This window comes from Castellaniella sp. S9 (assembly GCF_027257175.1).
Lineage (GTDB): Bacteria > Pseudomonadota > Gammaproteobacteria > Burkholderiales > Burkholderiaceae_B > Castellaniella.
In genome coordinates, this window is record NZ_JAPFGD010000001.1 from 227,687 (window position 1) to 247,217 (window position 19,531).

Below are 19,531 nucleotides of genomic sequence, written 5' to 3' on the forward strand. Positions count from 1 at the left end.
GCTTCGTGATTCCACCGTCCAGTCTTGCAACAGAGGCCATCGTGGTAAATACAACAAACTCACCTTCGCAACATAAGCACCACCATGCGGAACCCTCCGCCCAAGCCTTCGGGCTGACAGATCCCGTATGCGGCATGCACGTCACAAAAGATTCGCCCCATCATCTTGAGCATGCAGGCAGGCATTTCCATTTTTGCAGTACGAAGTGCCTGGAAAAATTCAAGCACGATCCTGAAAAGTTCATCGCCCCGCAAAGGAAGGACGAAGCCACTTTTCAAGAAGCCGCGCCCGGCACGATCTACACCTGTCCGATGCATCCGGAAATCCGGCAAGACCATCCCGGAAGCTGTCCGAAATGCGGCATGGCGCTAGAACCACTGATGCCCACCCTGGAAGACGACAACCCAGAGCTGAAGGATTTTTCGCGGCGCTTCTGGTGGACCTTACCCTTCACGGTCATCGTGACAGTACTGGCCATGTTTGGCCCCCAACTCGGCTGGTTCAGCATGGCCACCCAAACATGGATTGAGCTGGTTTTGTCGATCCCGGTCGTACTGTGGGCTGGCCTGCCGTTCTTTACAAGGGGCTGGCAATCGGTCATAAACCGCAGCCCCAATATGTGGACGCTGATTGGTCTAGGTACAGCCGCAGCCTTCATCTACAGCGTTGTGGCCACGGTGGCGCCAGACGTTTTTCCCGAGACCTTCATGTCCATGGGCCGGATCGCCGTCTACTTCGAAGCGGCGGTGGTCATCATCTCGCTCACGCTATTTGGCCAGATGCTCGAACTGCGTGCGCGCTCCCAGACCTCTGCGGCCATCAAATCGTTGCTGGGACTCGCTCCGAAAACAGCCCGCCGAATCAACGCGGACGGTACGGAAGAAGACATCCCCCTTGCCCATGTCCATGAAGGCGACCGCTTGCGGGTGCGTCCCGGTGAGAAAGTGCCTGTCGATGGAATGGTGGAAGAAGGCGCCAGTTCCCTGGATGAATCCATGCTCACCGGCGAGCCGCTGCCGGTCAGCAAACGCCCCGGCGACAAGGTGATCGGTGCGACCATGAATACCTCCGGTGCCCTAGTGATCAGAGCTGAAAAAGTCGGCTCGGCCACCGTGCTTTCGCAAATTGTTCAGCTCGTCGCTCAGGCGCAGCGCTCTCGTGCACCGATGCAACGCATGGCGGATCTGGTGGCCGGATACTTCGTGATGGCAGTTGTGGCAATTGCCATTCTTACCCTGATTGTCTGGGGGCTGGTGGGCCCGCAACCCAGCTGGGTGTATGGCTTGATCAACGCCGTCGCCGTGCTCATTATCGCTTGCCCTTGTGCCCTGGGACTGGCTACGCCCATGTCCATCATGGTGGCCACTGGCCGTGGCGCCACGCAAGGCGTGCTGTTTCGCGACGCGGCGGCCATCGAGAACCTCCGCAAGGTCGATACCCTGATCGTCGACAAGACAGGCACCCTGACCGAGGGGCGCCCGGCATTCGAGCAAGCCGTTCCCGCCGGCGACCTGTCCGCCGACGAAGTGCTGCGCCTGGCGGCAAGCCTGGACCAGGGCAGCGAGCATCCGCTTGCCGACGCGATCGTCAACGCCGCGCGCGAACGCGGGCTGAGCCTCGGCACCGTTGATGACTTCGAATCCGGCAGCGGCATCGGCGTGCGCGGACAGGTGGACGGCCAACGTCTCGTCCTGGGCAATACGGCACTGATGGAGCTGGAAAGCGTGGATGTCGGTGCCATGGCCGAGACTGCCGAATCATTACGTGCCAAAGGCGCGAGCGTCATGTATCTGGCGGCCGCCGGCCGGCTGCTGGGCTTGCTGGCCGTCTCGGATCCGATCAAACAAAGCACACCCGAAGCCGTGCGGGAACTTCAAAACGCCGGGATTCGCGTCATCATGGCCACGGGCGACGGTGTCGCTACCGCCAAAACCGTAGCCGGGCAACTGGGCATTGATGAAGTGCACGGCGAGGTCAAACCGGCTGACAAGCTGGAGCTGGTCAGCAAGCTTCAGGCGCAAGGCCGGATTGTTGCCATGGCGGGCGACGGCGTCAATGATGCTCCCGCCCTGGCCAAGGCGGATGTGGGCATTGCCATGGGCACCGGCACTGACGTCGCCATGAATAGCGCCCAGGTCACGCTCGTCAAAGGCGACTTGCGCGGTATTTCCATTGCCCGCCACTTGTCCGAAAAAACGATTGGCAATATGAAGCAGAACCTGGGCTTTGCGTTCATCTATAACGCGCTGGGTGTGCCGCTGGCCGCCGGGGTCCTGTATCCGTTCGTAGGCCTGCTGCTTTCCCCGATGTTCGCCGCCCTGGCGATGAGTTTGAGTTCGGCATCGGTGGTGTTTAACGCTCTCAGGCTGCGAAAATCGGTATAAGAGGCCTCCGGTAAGCGCTAATCCCTGGAAAAGGGTCTGCCGGAAAAATCGACGGTAACGAGGTTGCCGTCGAGCATACCCATTCCAGGAGAGTTCAAAGGCATGCCAGGGGCGGAAACGCCCTTGACCGAGGAATCCGCCAAGAGCTTATGCACGGCGCGGGCAGGCACATGCCCCTCAATGATCTGCCCTGTACTGTCCACGACGCCCGTGTGACACGAACTGAGGTTCATCGGCACGCCAAGTTTTTGCTTGATCGAAACCATGTCGGTCGTCTTGATGGCCTTTACCTCAAAGCCTGCGTCCCGCATATGCTCGACCCAGCCTGAACAGCAGCCACAGTTGGGATCCTGATAGACGGTGATGACGTTTTGACTCGCATGTGCAAAAGTAGAAGCTGCCGCCAAAGCGGCAGCGGTTAGCCAGATTTTCATAAGCAAAGCTCCGTGATCGAATAGGTTGATTGGATGGTCGCAAGCACCGCAATAGCGGGCACTGCTCTAATCGCGCCGTTGCATAGTCACTTCTTTTTGGGCCTGCAAGACCTTGGGTGGCCAAGTGCTCTTGATATAAGCCAACACTGCAATGATTTCCTCATCAGTCAGCACCGCACCATACGCGGGCATATCGCTCTGGTAACCCGGTGGTGCCGTCTTGCCTGGAACTAAACCGTTTTTCACCATATCGATCAACATCGCATCGGGATGATGCCAAGTATGGCCTGTCTTATCGTGCGGCGGCGCGGGCAACCGGCCATTGGCCATGCGCTCGCGCCAGTTGGGCTGTCCTTGCAGCGACTCGCCATGGCAAGCCGCGCAATTGTTCGCATAGATCGCCTTGCCTTGAATCACCAGAGACTGATCCGCAGGGTCAATGAATGCCGGGCCTGTTGGCCGCATCGTACTGTAAAGGATGGCGGCCGCGCCGATGACGACGACGCCTGCCCCCCAAAAAATCAGCCTTTTCTGGAACATTGGATCAACTGACCTTTACCTTGCCAAGCATCCCGGCCTCCATATGGCCCGGTATCAGGCAGGCAAAATCCACAGTGCCCGCCTGATCGAACTGCCATACCAGGCCGCCGATTTTGCCGGGGCCCAAGGTGATCATATTCGGCTCGGCATGCTGCATCCCCGGCATTTTTTGCATTTCGGCCGCATGGGCCTTCAAATCAGCAATGGATCCGATCACCATCTCATGGGGAATCTTGCCGGTATTTTTGATAAAGAAACGAATGGTCTCGCCAGCACTCACCTGGATCTCATCAGGCGTAAACCGCATGGTGTCGTCCATCGTCAGCTCGATGGTTCGGGTCACGTTGGCTGGGTCGCCCGGTTGGCCTGTTGGCGAAGATGCCTTGGACATCGTAGACATGTCGTGACCAGGCATACCATGCGCCGGTGCGCCATGCCCGCCAGCATGATTGCCCGCTGCAAGTGCGAAGGCAGGAAGTATGCTCAAAGCCAGAATAGAAAGGGTTTTTTTCATGTGAATTGTCTATTGAAGAGATTGTTTTGGCAGGCAGCCGTTTTAAGCCGCTCATGTGAAAAGGTATCAGGCGGCATCAAAATCGAAAGCTCAAGCCGGCCACAAAACGGGTTTCCTGCTTGGAGTCGCCTGCTGCTCGCGCATAATCCGCTGTTTTCCCGAATTTGCTGGACCATTCAACGCCAATGTACGGGACAAACTGACGCGTGACTTCATACTTAAGACGCAAGCCCGCCGTGCCGTCTGTCAAGCCGCTGCCAATGCCCCAACGCTCATCGTCCCTGCCATAAAAATTCATTTCAACGCTCGGTTGAAGGTAGAGCTTTTGAGTCAGCAAGATGTCGTATTCCGCCTTTAGCCCCAGAGCAGTGCGGCCGCTCGGACCAACATAAGCGGTAGCATCGATTTCAAACCAGTAAGGTGCCAGTCCTTTGAAGCCGAATGCCAACCATTCCCGGTTTGGCGCTCCTTGACCATGATCGAAACGCACACCCAGCTCTGTGTCCCAGAATGTTGACACCGCATGACGCCACAGTAATTGCGTCTTGGACTCTTGCAGCTTGCCGCTCGCCACTTCGCCCTCGGCTTTGATCACGGCACGGTTATAGGTGCTGCCATACCAAGCCTCACCTTCATAGGCAGCCCATTCTTCGCCTCGTGCCCTGACGTACTCCAGACGGTCGAAATACACGGAGCCGAAGTTGTGCATGTCGGACATGATCAACTTTTCTGAGGGTGGCAACGCATACTTGCCCGCATTGCGCACGTAACCATCGGAATACGCATCCGGGTCACGGGCATCCGGCGGTGCCGAACCGCCTTGCATCTGCATATCACCGTGGTCCATGGCGTCCATATTGTGGACGGAGGCTGGCGCACTGGAGCTCGGCTGGCCGTGCGTCATCCCCGACATGGCGGAAGAACCTTTGCTCGTTTCAGCCCGTTTCATCGGCGCCGTCATGGCGTCATGGCCTTGTGCTGGAGCTTGCTCTGCACCATGATTCATACCGGACGTGACCATCGAACCGTGATTCATGCCCGACATATCCATCAAACCATGATCCATGCCGGGCATGTTCATGGAGCCGTGATTCATGCCTGGCGCCATCGCCGGTGCGCTTGCCTTGGAAGGTTCCGGCGCGTGGCCGGCATGGCCCCCATCCGCCTGTGCGTAGGCAAGCATGGGCGTCATCCCCGCTGTAATGATGGTCGCCGCAAGAAACTTCTTCTTCAATTGACTATTCATAACCAGAATGCCTAACGGATTGTTCATATTCTTCATGCGACCACCACTTCGCGGAACATCCCCGCGTCCATGTGCAACATCAGATGGCAATGCCATGCCCAGCGCCCAAGGGCATCCGCCGTCACCAAAAAGCTGATCCGCTGAGCCGGCTGCACCGGAATCGTGTGCCGCCTGGCCTGGAACTGTCCGTCCGGCGTCTCCAGTTCACTCCACATACCGTGCAAGTGCATGGGGTGCGTCATCATGGTGTCGTTGTGCAATATGACTCTGACCCGTTCGCCATAGCTGAAATGAATCGGCGTCGATTTTCCGTACTCCACCCCGTCGAATGACCAGGCGTAGCGCTCCATATTTCCAGTCAGGTGCAGCTCAATTTCACGCTCTGCGCCGCGCGAATCCATTGGCCCGCCCACGGTATGCAGATCGGACAATGTCAATACGCGTCGGCCACTACTGCGCAGGCCGATGCCTGGGTCGTCCAAGTTGGTGCGCGGCATGTCTACCCGCATATCGATGCTCGGCCCGTATTCCGTTCTGGCATGGCGCACCTGGGCGCTGGCGCCGGCCGCCGGCATGGTGCCGTGCTTCATGCCGGCCATGCCTGCATGATTCATTCCCTGCATGCCCTGCATCCCGCCATGGGTCATCGCAGCCATATTGCCGTGGTTCATTGCGGCCATGCCGCCGTGGTTCATGCCACCCATCGAAGGCTGGCCAGCCGCACCATGGCTCATGCCCGCCATGCCGCCAGCTCCCATGGCACCCATCATGTCCGCCATGGTCAGCCATTCAACGGGGTCAAGGCCTGGTACGGGTGCTTCCAGGCCTGCGCGGGCGGCCAACGTCCCGCGGGCGTAGCCTGTACGGTCCATGGCTTGCGCAAAAACCGTGTAGGCATCATCTTTCGGTTGCACCAGCACATCGTAGGTTTCCCCCGGACCGAACCGGAACTCATCGACAGTAACCGGCTCGACATTGACGCCATCGGCTTGGACCACAGTCAATTGAAGACCGGGAATACGCACATCGTAGAAGGTGTTGGCGGCTCCATTGATGAAACGCAACCGCACACGCTCTCCTGGCTGAAACAGACCCGTCCAGTTGCCCGCAGGCGTCGTGCCGTTCATTAGATAGGTCAACACATTGGCAGACAGGTCGGCCAAATCCGTTGGGCTCATGCGCATCTCATTCCACATCTTGCGCTTGTCGATGGCGGCCTTTAGGCCCATCTGCGAGGCGTCTCGGAAGAAATCCACGGCGGTGGGCTGGCTGTAGTTGTAGTAGTCGCCTTGCATCTTGAGCTTGGCCAACACCCGCATGGGATCCTCGTCGGTCCAGTCAGATAGCTGAACCACGTACTCACGATCGGTCCGTATGGGTTCTCCGTCCACAGGATCGATAATGATCGCCCCATAGACTCCGGTGGCCTCCTGCATGCCCGAGTGGGAGTGGTACCAGTAGGTGCCACTTTGTTGCACTTTGAACCGATACGTGAAGGTTTCGCCCGGCGGGATTCCCGCAAAGCTGATCCCTGGCACGCCGTCCATCTGATACGGCAGGATAATGCCGTGCCAATGGATGGAGGTGGCTTCCTTCAGACGATTTTTCACCCGGATAGTGACCGTATCGCCTTCGCGCCAACGCAAGGTGGGCGCAGGTAGCGAACCATTCACGGTCGTGGCGATTCTTGGATTACCGGTAAAGTTGACGGGCGACTCGCCAATTTCTAAATTAAATTCGGTGCCGACCAGTATCTGGGCGGAACCTGTACTAGTGCGAGTTGACTGCGCACCAACGGCACGGGCATAAGGCGACAGGCCAAGCAGTACACCGCCCGCTGCCAACCCTTGAACAAAGCGGCGGCGAGGCATGAACGGTACGGGAACAGCTAGCGTAGGCAGACGTTTCACGCGTGAGAATCCTGTGGATTGATTTTTTGTTGAAATTTGCCTGTCGAAGATTAAAACGACAGACACCATTACTTAACTTTAAGCAAGTACGGCTGTCAGGCTAATGACAGGCTGATTACTTTTTTGTAATCAATGGATCAGCCCTATCCCAAGTCAAAGAAGAACGAGCCAAAACCTCACTTTCATTCCTACCTTCATACCGCACAAACATAGCTTCATCTTTGGACATACGAGGCCAGTTGTTGCTTTTCTTGGATGGGATCTACTGGCCGATTATTGACGCGCAGTTCATAATGCAAATGAGGACCACTGGATACTCCGGTTGAACCAACATACCCAATGATTTGTCCTTTTTCTATCCTGACCCCTTTTCTTAGACCATTCTTAAAACGACTTTGATGCGCATAGACCGTGGAATAACCATAGTTATGCTCGACGAAGATCACTTTTCCATATCCGCTTTGCGTTCCAATAAAGGAGATCTTCCCCCGAGCAGTTGCACGGATAGGCGTACCTTTAGGGGCTGGAAAATCAAGACCTTGATGGCCAGCCCACTCGCCCGATAAGGGATGAAGTCGGTAGCCAAAACCTGAATTGATACGCAGGTGTTCGATAAGTGGCGTATCAAGAAACATCTTTTGCAAGCTCTCAAGTCGAGGAGTTTGGTTATGAGAGTGTTTACCCAATATGTAAACAGGGCCTTCAGCGATGGATGTCTGCCTAACTTCCGATGCCATAACGGCATTCGTCACAAGGTAACCAAAAATGAGAAGCAAGCTTTTTAGTTTAGGATGCATGTCATATAGAAAATAACTGAATTGCAAGAGTGTGACTCACCTTTTGTAGCTCGGAGCAGGCGTGAATCATGCCGGGGTTGTCAAATGACGGTTCCATTGCTTATCACTTTTCCGCCATCGAAAGAACAGAAATCAAAGTGGAATCGCCGCCCTCAAAGAATTTAGAAATTTTCTTGAGGATTGGAACCCAACAACTTGAAAGTTGATTTCTTTTCCTTGTCGATCGAAAAAGATAATTCCGGGCGGGCCGAACAGCCCAAAACGCTTAAGCAATGCCTGGTCGTCCGCATTGTTCGCAGTCACGTCCGCCTTAAGCAAAACGACATCCTTGAGACGATTTCTCACCTGAATATCCGTAAACGTGAAGCGCTCCATTTCTTTGCACGATATGCACCAGTCAGCCCAGAAGTCGAGCATGACATAACGCCCCGAAGCTGCCTTTACCTGCGAATCCAGATCAGCCAGACTCGTGATTTTCTTAAACTGGAGCTCGGGCGAACTATTCGTCTGTGCGACTGCAACGCTACCCGTCCGTAAGCCTGCTAACGGCTGCAATACATCGCTGCCCCCTGATAACACCCCGACGAGCAGGGCGAGGCCAGAAACTAAAGCAATGAATCCTACCCCTTTGCCAAATCTCGCAAATCCGGGCGAATCATCAGGCAGCGGCTCCAACGTCTTCAGGTACATCGCGCTTATGATGAGCAAAGCGGCCCATAAGCTCATATGGACAACGGAAGGTATGACTGGCGAAATCATGTAGATGGCAACAGCAAGCATCGTGACGCCAAAAAAGTGCTGCACGGATTTCATCCACCGACCAGCCTTAGGTAAAAGCGCACCCGCTGTCGTGCCAAAGATCAGAAGCGGAACCCCCATTCCTATAGCTAGCGAGAACAGCGCAACGCCGCCCAACACGACATCCCCGGTCTGCCCAATGTAAAGCAGCGCACCGGCTAACGGCGCCGCAACGCAAGGCCCGACGATGATGGCGGACAATACGCCCATCACAAATACACTTAGAATTTTTCCACCTGCAGATTGGTTTGCTGCGCTTGTCAGACGACTTTGAATGGAAGTTGGTATCTGGAGCTGATAAAAGCCGAACATTGACAGGGCGAGCAGCACGAAGATGGCGGCGAAGGCTCCCAACACCCATGGATTTTGCAGATAGGCCGCGAGCATCGTGCCTGCCAGCCCCGCAGCCACACCTGCAATCGCATAGGTGACGGCCATCGACAGCACGTAGACCGAGGAAAGACCGAAGGCACGGCGGCGGCTCATGGAACGCCCTTGTCCAATAATCATTCCCGACAGGATCGGTATCATGGGCAGCATGCAGGGAGTAAACGCTAATACCAGCCCAAAGCCAAAGAATGCAGCAATGAGAGCCCACGCATTATCTTGGGCGAACAGTTCTCCTACAAGGCTTGTCTCCGATACAGGAGCCTTGATGGCACTCTGCTGAATGCTGTTGCTCGTCCCACTTTGCGCTGACGCAACAACAATGGGGCTATCTGGAGCGGCAGGGAGTTGGCTGTTGTCCACGAGCGCCACAGACAGTGTTTTCTCTATCGGGGGGTAGCAAACGCCAGTCGGATCGTTACAGCCCTGATAAGAAGCTCGTAGATCCAGCGTGTTGACTGCCGACCCACTGCTTCTATTCAACGTAATTGGAATCTGGACGGATCCGTAATAGACCTCGACCTGCCCGAAAGTGGGGTCGTCCTTGACCTGCCCGGGAAGTAGCGCAACGCCCTTGATCGAGACGTCCGGCGACGAGTCTCGCAGATCGAAGATAATTCGATCCCTATAAAGATAGTAGCCCTCGGCTGCTACCAACGTGACGACCAGCGTATTGGGACTGCTTGCGCTTGCGAACGATTTGAACGCTTCGTCCGGCGGCAACAACTCCTGGTCGGAATCCTCGCCACCAAACCAGCCTCGTAGCGAATCGAAGACGCTTCTGGCTGAAGGGGTAGGCGCCGATGCCACGATACTCGTGGAACCCGCCGACATTTCAAAGGACTGTGCGGCACCAACGCCAGGCAACCATGCCAGTGCCAGCACTAGCATGGCTAATAAAGAACGGATCGATGTCACTTCAACTACTCATCATCCGGAATGTTTGGTCGATTCAGGAACCGGTGCCGGCGCGGGTTCGTTTTTCTTTCCGCTATGCTCGGAATGGCATGATTGCATTCCCTTCATCATGAAGAGCATCATCAACGGACAGATCAGGAAGAATAAAAAGGGGCTTACGGCAGCAATCCACTCACGCGCAGTCGGTAACGCCGCGTAAGCCAACGCAACCAGCACAGCCAACCCTAGGCCACCTTTCAACATAGTCTTCATATCGCATTTCATTTCTCGAAACTCCTGTTGCCTGAATGCTCGCCAGAGCTAATTTACATATCCAACGATGACACCACTATAGCGATCCATACCTGTCAGGCGGATTGCTTCGACATTACATCTTTGTCATCTTCATATTGCACTCCTGAGCTTCTTGAAATTCCATTGAAACTCCAGGCAATGCAGCACCTTGCATACATTGCAGGGGCATGTATTACAAATATGTAATCTCAGGGTAATAGTTACGTCAGAAGCGAAACCATATAGTTTCGACTATCGGCCCTGTTGTGAAGAACTCCGACCCGTCGGTCGAAGTTTCTTCGCTACGATGCAAGGGCATCGCCGGTGTCGCATTGATATTGCTTCGCTTGATCTCGTCCGAAAGGTAAGACTTTCGCTCTGGTACTTGGTCAGCAAGCAGGTTCTCTTTTCCTGTCTATGTTGGAGGCATCATGCTCAAACTTCGTCCCATTCTTCTGGCTGTCACCCTCGCTTTTTCCGCCAGCATGGTCCACGCTTCATCCCTTCCTAACGGAGTCGTGTATAGCGCTAATGAAGGAGACGGATCCATTAGCAAAATCACGCTAAGCACAGGTGATGTAAAAACGACTCAGATTAGCGTCATACCCCACAATGTGCAGATTGCTCCTGACGGAAAAACATTGCTCGCTGTCGGCACAGCAAAAACGGAAGGAGGTGGGCATGGTAATGGGCATGGTGTCAGCATCGACAGCCATGGGGATGCCGGCCTGCTGATCCTGGATGTAGATCAACTTGATAAAACGCTGAAAACGCTGCCTTCAGGCGACCATCCTGCTCATGTCGTCACCAGCCCGGATGGCCGCTACGCCTATATCACGAATGCGGATGCAAACCAATTGTCCGTCGTGGACACCCAAGCAGGGAAACTTACCGCTGAAATTGCCACCGGCGCTTATCCTCACGGCCTGCGGTTAAGCCCGGATGGACGCGAACTTTACGTCGCGAATGTCAGCGATAACTCTGTGTCCGTCATTGATCCTAAAACCCTCAAGGAAACAGCCAGAATTGCTGTTGGACGAGCGCCCGTGCAAGTGGCATTCACAAAGGACGGCAAGCAGGTGTATGTCTCATTGCGAGATGAGAACAGCGTCGCAGTCATCGATATTGCTACAAGAAAAGCCATCAACCAGATAAATGTCGGCCGTGGCCCAATCCAGCTGTATGCCGGCGCCGGCGATACGATGTTTGTGGCCAACCAGGGAAGCGACACTAAGCCGGATAATACGATATCGGTCATCGACACCCAAAACCAAAGCGTGATCGGGACGGTGGTGACGGGCAAAGGCGCCCATGGGGTAGTCGCGAGCGGAGACGGAAAATATGTCTTCGTCACCAACACCCTTGACAATAGCGTGAGCGCGATCGATGTCGGCACCAAAAAAGTGGTTGCCACCTACCAGGTCGGACCCAATCCCAACGGGATCACATATCGTAGCCTCCCTTAACCGGGGGAGGGTATGCGAGCAAGCTTATCGCGCAGCCAATGCGGATTGCAAACCGACCTCCGTTCTACAAAAAGGCAAATATTGCGATTGCGAAATGGTGGATCCATTTCATCAGAACGGCATGGGCATTACATAAATGTAATGCTTATGTCATGTCCACGACAGTACGGTAGGATTACAGTCATCCACGTAATGTTGATGAAGGGAGGTGTCCAGCCATGAAGCTGCTCGTGGTCGAAGACGAGGTCAAAACAGGAGACTATGTCCGTCAAGGCTTGACAGAAGCCGGATTTATTGTGGATCTGGCCCGTACCGGCCTTGATGGACACCACTTGGCGCTTACGGGTGCGTACGATCTGATCATTCTGGATGTCATGTTGCCAGATGTGGACGGCTGGCGAATCGTACAGGCGCTTCGGGATGCGAAGTCCTCTACGCCCGTGCTCTTTCTGACGGCGAAAGACAGCGTGGAAGATCGCGTAAAAGGGCTGGAGCTTGGCGCTGATGACTACTTGGTCAAGCCATTCGCTTTTTCGGAACTGCTGGCGCGCGTACGTACCTTGCTGCGTCGCGGCACCGCTTCCGCTTTTCAAGACAAGCTGCAGGTCGCTGATCTCGTCCTTGATATCCCACGCCGTCGTGCCGAGCGCCAGGAGAGACGCATCACCCTTACCAACAAAGAGTTCGCACTGCTGGAGCTTATGGTTCGTCGTCAGGGTGAGGTATTGCCTCGGTCGCTCATTGCGTCCCAGGTATGGGATATGAATTTTGACAGCGATACGAATGTCATTGATGTCGCAATAAGACGCCTGCGCGCAAAAATCGACGACGACTTCGAGCCCAAGCTTATCCATACGGTACGCGGCATGGGCTACATGCTGGATGTCACTCTCCCGGGCTGACAGATGGCTCGACGCCCCGCTTCCTTGGCAGTACGGCTCACCGTCTCAATAGGGGCTGTGATTACATTCGTGCTCCTCACCTTCGGCTGGATGATTGAGCGGTCCATTAATGAGCATTTCATCCAGCAGGATGTCGATGAACTCAATGCCGTTGTTCAAGTTCTACAGCATACCTTAGCCACACTACCTCAAAATGCCACGCCTGAAGACCTGAAAGAACGGTTTGCTACCGCAGTATCCGGGCACCACAACGCGCAATATTACATTTCCTCTGGAACCGGTGTGCAGATTTATGCCTCACCTGGGTCAGATCTAGGTCGTTTCGCGAAAATTTCCCGACCCGTCCAGAAGATTTCCATCGAAACTGTCGGGACATGGCAAGATCATGGGGAAACATTCCGAGGAGCCGTTCTACATACCACGTCAGACAGCACTGCTGGAGAGAAAATATTCACTATCGCAGTTGCAACGGGCATCAACTTCCATTTGCACTATCTGGAGAGCTTTCGCACCTATCTTCGCCTCATAACGACCGTTGCCTGCCTGATTGCAATTCTGGCCACTTGGCTGGCTGTCCATCAAGGACATGCCCCCATTCGGCGAATCAGCCGAGAAATACGAAACATCAAATCCGATCAATTGCATATCCGGCTGGAACCTCACACAGTGCCGGCAGAACTAGTGGAACTGTCCATTTCATTCAATGAGATGATCGAACGACTGGAGGATGTATTTCAGCGTTTATCTGGCTTTTCTGCGGACATTGCGCATGAATTACGGACGCCGATCACAAATCTGAAGACACAGACTGAAGTCGCTCTTTCTCAGTCACGCAGCATCGAGCAATATCGCGAGGTTCTGTACTCCAACCTCGAAGAGTACGAACGTATGGCAAAAATGGTTGGCGACATGCTATTTTTAGCGCAAGCAGACAACAATTTGCTCAAGCCCGAACTCGTCAAGATTGACTTGGAGGCCGAAATGCGCAATCTCTTCGATTACTTTGGCGCATGGGCTGAAGAGCGTGAGGTGGACCTGAAACTCTCCGGCGAACAGATATACGTGCAAGGGGATAGGCTGATGATTCGCCGAGCGCTGAGCAACGTGTTATCCAATGCTATTCGCTATACACCGGCAGGACACACCATCAACGTGATCCTGGAGTCGAGCGAGAAAGTCGCGACGATACGCGTCAAGAATCCGGGCCCCGTCATTCCTGCGGAACACCTTGACCGAATTTTCGAAAGGTTTTACCGGATGGATGCTTCACGTCAACGCAGCATAGAAGGAGCGGGTCTGGGGCTGGCGATAGCCAAATCTATTGTGGAGGCCCATGGCGGCAAGATCCAGGCAAGCTCCACCTCTGAAGCCACGGAATTCAAAATCAGTCTGCCAGCGGTCGGCTGTTGAGCATCAATGCCTACCTATCACGATGAATCACGGCAGGCGCAGCTGCATCAGCTGACAACAAATTGCCCCATCATTCCGTTATCCTCATGTTCAAGGATATGGCAGTGGTACATGAAAGGGGATGCCGCTGCCGTCTGAGTAAATTTCACCAAGAGCTCGACCGGTTCCTGAGCGACGACCGTATCCCTAAGCCCTTGGTCACGAATGCCGGGAGCCGAACCGTTACGACCCAACACTTCGAAGTGGACACCGTGTATATGAAACGGATGCGCCATCATCTCTCCGGAAACCTCCCAGATTTCCGTGTCACCAAGGCGTACCTGCTCGTCAACCCGTTTCATATCGAAGGCACGGTCATTGATGCTGAACATTCCCATTCCACCACGCATCATGCCTCCCATGGAAGGACCGCCGCCCATCATGCTCCCCGTCCCCATGTTCATGACAAAACGCCGACGCCGAACCGCCTTTGACTCATCCAGCCGCTCATAAACAAGCAGATTCTCCGGCATCTTGGATTCAAGCGCGATTTTTCCTTGAGGTTCGAACCGGATGACCGTCTCCCGCCCGATCCCTTTCACCAGGTTTGCGGCACCCTTCATCATTCCCGTCATCATCGAGAGATTGCCATCCGGCCCGGTTTCGAGTGTGGCTGGCCGGCCATCTGAAAAGTCAACCAGGATTTCCGCTCGCTCGCCCGGCGCAAGCCGCAGGGAGCGAAGCACGACCGGCTTGTCGAGCAAACCACCTTCTGAAGCAATCCAGTGAAAGGGTCGATCATCCGCGAATGCGAGATCGTATTCCCTAGCATTGGAGCCGTTCACCAAGCGCAGGCGAACCAGGCCACGAGGCACGCGTGCTACCGGGTTGACGGTCCCATTGACTATCAGAGTATCGCCTCGGCGCCCGTGCATGGCCGACATCATGCCCTGAGGCAGTACGAGAGCACCGTTCTCGAATTGTCGATCCTGCAATATCAAGGGCAGATCATCGATGCCATACTCTGATGGCAGCCCCAGCGCCCGCTCATCGTCATCGGTAACGATCAGAAGGCCCGCCAGCCCGGCATAGACTTGCTCTCCGGTGCGGCCATGGACATGCGAGTGATACCAGAGCGTGGCCGCGGGCTGACGAATGGGGAGCACCGGTCGCCAGGTAGATCCCGGGCGGATGGTCTGGTGGGGGCCCCCGTCAAGCTCCCCCGGAATGAGCAGGCCATGCCAATGAACCGTCGTATCCTCGCCCAGAGCATTCGTGACGGCCATCTCGACCTCGTCGCCACGGTGGACACGCAGCGTCGGGCCAAGATAACTCCCGTTATACCCTAGCGTCACGCTTTCGCGCTCAGGGAAAAAGGAGGTTTTGCCAAGCTGCGCGGTCAGTGCTATCGACTGACTCTCATCGCGGGCGTCGATCAATTCGGGAATCCGCAGTTGCCTCGGCTCAGCAGCACTAGCTGGCCTCCATAGCGATGAGGCCGCCCACAACGAACCTCCCGCCAGCACGGCTCCAGTTAAAAACGAACGACGTGTGAGTGTCATAGGCTATCGCCTCCGGAATTGAGGATGCTCTGTTCCTATCGGGTTGGGCCGCCCAGGCGGCCAGTCAAGTTGATGCTCATATCAGTGCGGCCCGCCCATCGTCAGCACCATGCGAAATTTCACGTCGCCCGAGCGCATCCGTTGATAAGCCTCGTTGGCGCGCTCCAGCGGCAGCGTCTCGATCAATGGCCGTACGTCGCTCAGCACGCTGAAGTGCAGCGTCTTCTCGTTCTCGTAAGGCGACCCGGTGATCGAACCCAGGACGCTGCGTTCGCCGCCGACCAGAAAGCCGGCTGATACCGGCAGCGGATCCTTGCCCGCGCCGAGCACCACCAACCGCCCCTGCGGCGCCAAGCCCCCCAGTGCGGCCGTAACCGCTATCGGGTCGCTGATCATGGTGATGAGGGCTATCGCCCCGCCCAAGCGCCTAAGCGCGTCGGCGGCCTCTTCCTGGCGAGTGTCGATGTAGACATGAGCGCCCAGTGCCAGCGCGTCCTCGGCAATGCCCTGGCCACGCCCGATGGCCGCGACCTTGAAACCCATCCTGCGGGCGTACTGCACCGCCATGTGGCCCAGTCCGCCGATACCGAGGATGGCGACGAGATCACCCGCCTCAGCCCCGCATTTCTTCAGCGCGTTGAAGGTCGCGAGCCCCGCGCACAGGATGGGGGCGGCTTCCTCGGCATTCAGTTCGTCGGGAATGGACACCAGCCCGGTGCTGCGCGCAATCATTCTCTCGGCGTAACCGCCGTCACAGGACGCGCCCACAAAGGGCTGGTTGCGGCATAGTTGGAACAAGCCCTGGCGGCACTGTTCGCACTCGTTGCAATGGCCCCCCAGGCGGCCCACGCCGACACGCTGGCCGATCCGCCAGCGCGCCGGCACGCTCGCGCCCAACGCGGCGATGCGACCGACGACTTCATGACCGGGCACACGCGGCGGCCGCAGCTTCGGGTCGGCCCCTTCGATGTCGGAGGCGTCCGCCCCGCAAATGCCGCAGGCTTCGACCGCGATCAGCACTTCGCCCGCGCCAGCAGGCTCGGGGATGGGACGCTCCACCAGTTCCAAAACGCCGGGTGTCGTGACCTGCATAGCGCGATAGGTTGTCTTCATGGACAGGGCTCCAAAGGCAAAGACAGAGTCCGCTCGGTCAACCCCTGCACGCCCAGGCGAGCAGCCTCTATGGCACCCGCGACATAGCCCGGAAACTGTGGCGACCACTCGCTGGCGATACCGATCAAGCCATGTCGCCACGGGCCGGAAGCCGCCGTGGGGGCAGGCGTATGGGGATGCTGGCCACCGCTGTGCAAATCATCAGCCGTGGCGGTGAAGGGATCGAACGCCCAATCCTTGATCGTGTCCGCTACCGGCGTGGCGGCCTGTGGCCCAAACAGGTGTGCGAACTGCGCCCGGCAATGCTGGCGCAACACCGTGCTGGATGCACGCTGGCGCACCGGGGCCGGCACGCCGAAGAAGCCGAACAGCGCTGAGCGGCCACCGGGCATGGAGGCGTCGTGAATCTCACCCAGCGGGCCGAGCATGCTGCGGGCTTCACCAGACAGGCCTTGTTCGCGCCAGAACGGTTGTTCATAAACGGCGATGTACTTGGCGTGCGGCGCCATCCAGGTCGCTGTTTCACGCCACTCGGAGGTGAGCGTCTCCGGCAAGGGTGGAGAAAACGTCATGCCGTGAGCGATCAACCGAGGCGGCAACGCCAGCAGCACCTGCTCGGCTTGCCAAGTCATGACCTGGCCGGAGGGGTCCTCGCTGTCGAGTTCAATGCACTGATCCAGCCGGCGAAGGTGGCGCACGGCCTGATTGGTGACGATCCGCTCAGGGTGCAGTTCGCGGCGCAGCGCGTCGATCAGCGCACCCATGCCGCCCAGCAGGCGCATGGATGTGGGCACGTTCGCATAGCCGCGCATGCGCATGGGCGCTTCGCTCGCGCTGCGCTCGACCAGCATGTCTCCGGCCTCATACTGCGCGAAGCGTTCCAGGTCGAGCTCGTGGATCAGTTGGTTCAGCTCACGCTGGTAGTCCGGCCAGAACCAGGTTGGCCCCAGGTCAAACCGATTCAGGTCCTTGACCGGCGAACTTGCATCGGCGGGGGCGTCGAAGGAGGCGATGCGGCCGCCTAGGACGTCACGCGCCTCTAGGACGAGGTAATCCCAAATACCCTGGCGGTGCAGCAGCCAGGCCGCGTACAGGCCACTCAATCCCGCGCCAACGATGGCGATGCGTGGGGTTCGCATGGTCAGATTCCCACCACATTCAGCAGATGGTCGGTCTTGAGGTAAAGTGTGACGCCTTGCGCGCCGGCGGTGAAATGGGGAGCGTCGCCGACGGGCAAGCGCAGCCAGCTCCCGCGCGCATAGGTTCGGCCGTCCGCGACCAGGCTGCCCGCCAGCACCAGCAACTCGGCGCCATCCACCGGGCCGGAGAACAAGGTATCGTCCGCGGCCAGGCGCTGTAGACAGACCTGCTCGGCATCGGCCGAGAACAGCGGGCAGACCTCGCGGTCACCTTGCAGTTGCCAATTGGAGGGGTTGTTGGTGTCGATGCGCACGCTGCGGCTCTCGTTCGGCGGCATCTGCCACAGTTTGACGAAAATGATCGCGCCCTCATGGCTCGACGGCGCGTGACTGGAACCGGGCGGGTTGCGCATGTACCAGCCCGCCGGGTAGTGCTGGTCGTCTTCGGAGAAGGTACCCGACAGCACCAGGATTTCCTCGCCACCCGGGTGCGGATGGCGAGGAAAACGGGAATCGGGCGCATAGCGCACGATGCTGGTGGCCCTGGCTTTCTCGGCGCCCACGCGATCCAGCATCATCCGCTCGACGCCAGCCTGGGGCGAGGCCACCCATTCATACTGGTGTGGTGTGACGACAGCACGCTGCGAGAAATCTGAATTAACGAGCATTGCCTTCTACCGTCAGGAAAGCAGCCTTGTCGGCCTCGGTCGCACGGCCCCCGCTCATGCCTCGGAACCTGACCGAGCATCGTGCCGACAGCCCCGCTCGGTCAGGAACCGCACAAGCAAGACGATGAGGGCCACGCCGCTAAAAAATAGAATCATCGCAAGGGGGCCAAACGCCATCATCCACGCCATGCCATTCCACATGCCTGACATCGGGTACGTTGCGCCAAACGCAGATTGCAGCATAAATGCGCGCCCTGGACCGTAGGCATGCAACAGAATCATGATTGCGAAGCTTGAGAGCAGCGCGACAGATGCTGCTGTGGCCAACTTTGCGTTCTTGGTCATGGTGTTCCCCAATAAGAATAGTGATCGACTCATTGCAGGACGCGCGCCGTTCAATCTGGCGCCCGATCCCATTGTTTAGGACTTGACCCAGTGATCAATCATTTCAACATTTGCTGCCTTGATCATCCCATACGCCGGACAACGCCGTTCAACGGCTTGCTTCAGCGCCTGGATCCGATCGTCGGACTCCGTCGTCCTCAAGGCTGCCTTCACTTCTACTTTCTCAAAATAGACACGAATGTTCGGGTCGCCCATTACCCCGCGCGGATCCAGTTGTGCCGTGATGTCAAAATCAATGCCTTGCAGATCAAATTCCATTTCCTGGGCAATAATATGGGCAGTGATACTTTCGCAAGCAGCCAGTGCTGACAACACGGTCTCCATTGGATTAGGTCCCATTCCCTCGCCGCCCATCTCAGCGTCGGCATCGATCATAAGTTTGTGTTCTCGAGCGGTTGCAGTCGTTACCATCCCTTCACTTGTGGCACTTACAACAAATGTCATTTTTTCCATCCTAATTTCCTTCTAAAACAATTCAATGTGAGTATCTACCATTTACGAAGCTGCTCGGAGCACCAGCGCCTTAGGTATCAGTTAGGGTCGACCATCGCGCCGCCATCGACGTCCCAGATAGCACCGGCACCCATGTCACTGTGCTACCGTCGACCAATAAATTGCATACAAAAAATTCTTGACCCTAAACTAGATTTTTCCTTGATTTTTCTTTATGAACAAATGAGATAAAC

18 protein-coding genes are annotated in these 19,531 nt (G+C 56.6%); 4 read left to right on the forward strand and 14 right to left on the reverse strand.

What is annotated here, in order from left to right:
- Positions 1–134 precede the first annotated feature (134 nt).
- On the forward strand, positions 135–2,384 hold the full coding sequence (locus OOZ48_RS01125) for a heavy metal translocating P-type ATPase (protein WP_442867503.1): 2,250 nt from the start codon (positions 135–137) through the stop codon (positions 2,382–2,384).
- 17 nt (positions 2,385–2,401) lie between these two features.
- Here the strand turns inward: OOZ48_RS01125 and OOZ48_RS01130 are convergent, their stop codons facing one another.
- From OOZ48_RS01130 to OOZ48_RS01165, 8 genes are all read right to left on the reverse strand, one after another.
- Entirely contained in the window at positions 2,402–2,818 is a 417-nt protein-coding gene (locus tag OOZ48_RS01130; RefSeq protein WP_269494523.1) for a DUF411 domain-containing protein, read from the reverse strand.
- A gap of 66 nt (positions 2,819–2,884) precedes the next feature.
- Positions 2,885–3,358 carry a c-type cytochrome gene (locus OOZ48_RS01135; RefSeq protein ID WP_269494526.1) on the reverse strand — a complete coding sequence of 158 codons (474 nt, stop codon included), beginning with the start codon at positions 3,356–3,358 and terminating at the stop codon, positions 2,885–2,887.
- Between the two features lie 4 nt (positions 3,359–3,362).
- The gene (locus OOZ48_RS01140) at positions 3,363–3,872 is read right to left on the reverse strand and encodes a cupredoxin domain-containing protein (protein ID WP_269494529.1); all 510 of its coding nucleotides are present in this window, start codon (positions 3,870–3,872) and stop codon (positions 3,363–3,365) included.
- Positions 3,873–3,948: 76 nt separating this feature from the next.
- The gene (locus OOZ48_RS01145; protein ID WP_269494532.1) at positions 3,949–5,154 is read right to left on the reverse strand and encodes a copper resistance protein B; all 1,206 of its coding nucleotides are present in this window, start codon (positions 5,152–5,154) and stop codon (positions 3,949–3,951) included.
- Positions 5,151–6,989 (reverse strand): copper resistance system multicopper oxidase, encoded by a 1,839-nt coding sequence (locus tag OOZ48_RS01150; RefSeq protein ID WP_269495384.1) that lies wholly within the window; start codon positions 6,987–6,989, stop codon positions 5,151–5,153. Before OOZ48_RS01150 ends, OOZ48_RS01145 begins: the two co-directional genes overlap by 4 nt.
- Positions 6,990–7,243: 254 nt before the next feature.
- A complete protein-coding gene (locus OOZ48_RS01155) occupies positions 7,244–7,852 on the reverse strand; it encodes a M23 family metallopeptidase (protein ID WP_269494534.1) in 609 nt (202 codons plus the stop codon).
- 105 nt (positions 7,853–7,957) lie between these two features.
- Positions 7,958–9,928 (reverse strand): protein-disulfide reductase DsbD, encoded by a 1,971-nt coding sequence (gene dsbD / locus OOZ48_RS01160; protein WP_269494537.1) that lies wholly within the window; start codon positions 9,926–9,928, stop codon positions 7,958–7,960.
- A 12-nt stretch (positions 9,929–9,940) separates the two neighbouring features.
- Positions 9,941–10,192, reverse strand: a complete 252-nt coding sequence (locus tag OOZ48_RS01165) for a DUF2933 domain-containing protein (RefSeq protein WP_269494540.1) — start codon at positions 10,190–10,192, stop codon at positions 9,941–9,943.
- 440 nt (positions 10,193–10,632) lie between these two features.
- On the opposite strand from OOZ48_RS01165, the gene OOZ48_RS01170 reads away from it, so the two are divergent.
- The 3 genes from OOZ48_RS01170 (at position 10,633) to OOZ48_RS01180 (ending at position 13,979) form a co-directional block, all read left to right on the forward strand.
- Positions 10,633–11,667, forward strand: coding sequence for a YVTN family beta-propeller repeat protein (locus OOZ48_RS01170; RefSeq protein WP_269494543.1), 1,035 nt, complete (start codon positions 10,633–10,635; stop codon positions 11,665–11,667).
- A gap of 218 nt (positions 11,668–11,885) precedes the next feature.
- On the forward strand, positions 11,886–12,569 hold the full coding sequence (locus OOZ48_RS01175) for a heavy metal response regulator transcription factor (protein WP_269494546.1): 684 nt from the start codon (positions 11,886–11,888) through the stop codon (positions 12,567–12,569).
- 3 nt (positions 12,570–12,572) lie between these two features.
- A complete protein-coding gene (locus OOZ48_RS01180; protein WP_269494831.1) occupies positions 12,573–13,979 on the forward strand; it encodes a Cu(+)/Ag(+) sensor histidine kinase in 1,407 nt (468 codons plus the stop codon).
- A gap of 47 nt (positions 13,980–14,026) precedes the next feature.
- On the opposite strand, the gene OOZ48_RS01185 is transcribed toward OOZ48_RS01180, so the two are convergent.
- The 6 genes from OOZ48_RS01185 to OOZ48_RS01210 all read right to left on the reverse strand — a co-directional run bounded on the left by OOZ48_RS01185 (position 14,027) and on the right by OOZ48_RS01210 (position 19,298).
- Positions 14,027–15,520, reverse strand: coding sequence for a multicopper oxidase family protein (locus tag OOZ48_RS01185; RefSeq protein WP_269494834.1), 1,494 nt, complete (start codon positions 15,518–15,520; stop codon positions 14,027–14,029).
- Positions 15,521–15,601: 81 nt separating this feature from the next.
- The gene (locus OOZ48_RS01190) at positions 15,602–16,633 is read right to left on the reverse strand and encodes an alcohol dehydrogenase (protein ID WP_269494837.1); all 1,032 of its coding nucleotides are present in this window, start codon (positions 16,631–16,633) and stop codon (positions 15,602–15,604) included.
- Positions 16,630–17,772 carry a flavin monoamine oxidase family protein gene (locus OOZ48_RS01195; protein ID WP_269494840.1) on the reverse strand — a complete coding sequence of 381 codons (1,143 nt, stop codon included), beginning with the start codon at positions 17,770–17,772 and terminating at the stop codon, positions 16,630–16,632. Before OOZ48_RS01195 ends, OOZ48_RS01190 begins: the two co-directional genes overlap by 4 nt.
- A 2-nt stretch (positions 17,773–17,774) precedes the next feature.
- Entirely contained in the window at positions 17,775–18,440 is a 666-nt protein-coding gene (locus OOZ48_RS01200) for a cupin domain-containing protein (protein ID WP_269494843.1), read from the reverse strand.
- A 54-nt stretch (positions 18,441–18,494) separates the two neighbouring features.
- A complete protein-coding gene (locus OOZ48_RS01205) occupies positions 18,495–18,785 on the reverse strand; it encodes a hypothetical protein (protein WP_269494846.1) in 291 nt (96 codons plus the stop codon).
- 75 nt (positions 18,786–18,860) lie between these two features.
- The gene (locus OOZ48_RS01210) at positions 18,861–19,298 is read right to left on the reverse strand and encodes an OsmC family protein (protein ID WP_269494849.1); all 438 of its coding nucleotides are present in this window, start codon (positions 19,296–19,298) and stop codon (positions 18,861–18,863) included.
- Between the last annotated feature and the right edge of the window lie 233 nt (positions 19,299–19,531).